The following is a 2,004-nucleotide window of genomic DNA, read 5'->3' as shown; positions in this document are numbered from 1 at the left end:
CTGCGAGGAATCCGCACAGCGCGTAGGTCGCTATCAGCATGCGGGCCTGCGAGATGCCGGCGTAGCGCGCCGCCTTGGCGTTGGTGCCGAGCAGGAACAGGCGGATGCCGAAGGGGCTTTGCCGCAGCAACCAGCCGACGGCCATCAGCATCACGAGGAAGATCACGAACGGAATCGGCACGCCCAGCACCATCTCGTTGCCGATGGCCGAGAGCGCCTCGGCATCGCCCACGCGCAGGCTGGAGCCACCCGTGAGCACCACTGCCAGGCCGGTGTAGAGCAGCTGCGTGCCCAGCGTGCAGAGAATGCGCGTGAGGCCCGCCTTCGCGATCAGCATGCCGTTGAGCAGCCCGCCGGCCAGGCCCACCGCCAGCGCGATGACGGCGAACCAGCCGGTGTAGAGCCAGGGCGATACATCGGGCGCGGCCAGCTGCGGCGCGAGGGTGGCGGCCACCACGCCGGCCAGGTTGGCCAGTGCCACGCCCGACAGGTCGATGCCGCCGTTGCCCGAGATCATCGACAGCGCCACGCCCATGGCCAGCAGGCCGAGCTCGGGCAGCTGGCCACCCATGGACTGGAAGTTGTAGACGTCGAGAAAGTCCCCTTTGGACAGCACCGTCGCCACCACGAGGATGAGGACGTTGATGCCGACCAGGAAGTTGAGTTCGCGGTCTGAAAACTTGAGCTTCATGGGCAAGGTCCTGTCAGGCGGCGCGGCCCAGCAGCGCATCGACCTCGGCGCGCGTGGGCATCGAGGGCGCCGTGCCGGCACGCGTCACGGAGATGGCCGCGACCGCCGCGCCGAAGCGCGCCGCCTCGCGGGCGGTGGCGCCTTCGGCCAGCGCGGCCGCAAAGCCGCCGTTGAAGGCGTCGCCCGCGCCGGCGGTTTCCTTCACCGCGCCGGCCCGGAACACCGGAATGTGCTCGGAGCCCTCGGCGCTGTGCAGCAGGGCGCCCTTGTCGCCGAGCGTGATGAGCGCGCAGCCCACGCCCTTGGCGAGGAAGAAGTCGCCCGCGCGGCGCGCGTCCTCAATGGTTTCGACGGGCATGCCGCTCAGGGCAGCGGCTTCGTGCTCGTTGGGCGTGATGTAGTCGCACAGCGCGTAGAGCGCGTCGTCGAAGGGCAGGGCGGGCGCGGGGTTGAACACGGTGACCGTGCCCGCGGCGCGCAGCGGCGGCCGGCTGTTCGAGCTGGGTGACGAACACGCGTGCGCCGCGGATCGCATCGGCCGCCGCGTCGACGTCGGCGGCATCGATCAGCATTGCGGCGCCCGGCACCACGATGATGGCGTTGTCGCCGGTGACTTCGTGCACGTAGATGAACGCCGCGCCGGTCGGCTGCGCCGTCACTTGCGGCGCACGCGGCGTGATGCCTTCGCGCGACCACAGGGCGAGCGCGTCGTTGCCGAAGGCGTCCTGCCCCAGCTTGGATATGAACGTCACACGGGCGCCTGCGCGTGCGGCTGCCACGGCCTGGTTCGATCCCTTGCCGCCCGGGCCCATTGCGAAGCCGGAGCCGGCGATGGTCTGGCCCACGCCCGGAAGGCTGGACGCGCGAAACGCGAGGTCGGCGACGAAGATGCCGAGCACGGCAACGCCGTGCTGCCTGGAAGTGATGACGGTCATGGGGTCAGGCCTGCGGCGCGAGCACGCCCTTTTTGAAGATGAAGCAGCCGTAGAAGCGGCGCTCGCCGGTGGCGACAACGCAGTAGGCGCGGCGCGCGGCTTCATAGAAGGCGAAGCGTTCGATGGAGCCGAGCGGACGCACGCGCCCCTCGGCCGCATCGATCTCGCGCTGCATTTCCTGCTGCACCGGCGGGATCTCGTGTGGCTGGCCCATGATTTCCATGCGTCGCGCCGGATCGTCCACCGCCTCGTCGAGCGGCAGCACCGACAGGATGGCGCGCGCCGCCTCGGTGGTGCCCACGCCGTCGATGCGCAGCAGCCGGCCCAGCGTGGTCTGGCGCGCCACCGAGTCGGCCGGAAAGTTGGCATCGCACAGCA

2 protein-coding genes and 1 pseudogene are annotated in these 2,004 nt (G+C 70.3%); all 3 read right to left on the bottom strand.

Going from position 1 to position 2,004, the window contains the following annotated elements; translation table 11 throughout:
* Positions 1 to 691 (bottom strand): ABC transporter permease (locus tag ACSFA3_RS22320; RefSeq protein WP_435507684.1); only part of this gene is annotated, 691 nt, incomplete at its 3' end.
* Positions 692 to 704: 13 nt separating this feature from the next.
* A pseudogene (locus ACSFA3_RS22315) lies at positions 705 to 1,626 on the bottom strand (ribokinase).
* 4 nt (positions 1,627 to 1,630) lie between these two features.
* A partial coding sequence (locus ACSFA3_RS22310; RefSeq protein WP_435507683.1) for an RbsD/FucU family protein occupies positions 1,631 to 2,004 on the bottom strand: 374 nt, incomplete at its 5' end.

The sequence above is a fragment of the Variovorax glucosi genome, from assembly GCF_051216695.1.
Classification (GTDB): domain Bacteria; phylum Pseudomonadota; class Gammaproteobacteria; order Burkholderiales; family Burkholderiaceae_C; genus Variovorax.
Note: the sequence above shows the minus strand (reverse complement) of the source record. Positions and strands in the feature narration are given on the sequence as shown.